Annotated in this window: 1 pseudogene; it reads right to left on the reverse strand. The window is 61.7% G+C overall.

The features are described 5' to 3' along the window. A pseudogene (locus tag EN859_RS36265) lies at nucleotides 1-282 on the reverse strand (hypothetical protein); the annotation flags it as partial. Nucleotides 283-339: the final 57 nt, after the last annotated feature.

The following is a 339-nucleotide window of genomic DNA, read 5'->3' on the forward strand; positions in this document are numbered from 1 at the left end:
GAACTTGCTGCCGAGCTCTCCGCTGGCGCGCATAGCCTGCAGCTTGTCCTCGATGTTGCCGGCGCGCTCGGCCAGCACGCCGAGCAGGAACAGCACGAAGCCGCCGCCGACCCACAAAATGGCCGAAACAACGTGCAGGAATTTGACGATCGAATACCAGTCCATGGTTTGCTCCCGGATGTGCTTGTTGATTTGCGCCGACGCGGGTTTGCGTAGCGCTTGAGAGGAGCGGCCTTTTGCGTGGCGCGTGTTTCGGAACGATGCCGCGGCAGCGGCCGCCATGTTTCGAAGCCGCGAGAGGTGTTCGGAAAATCCGGCTTTTGGTCGATCTCGACAGGG

The organism is Mesorhizobium sp. M00.F.Ca.ET.216.01.1.1, from assembly GCF_004010325.2.
Lineage (GTDB): Bacteria > Pseudomonadota > Alphaproteobacteria > Rhizobiales > Rhizobiaceae > Mesorhizobium.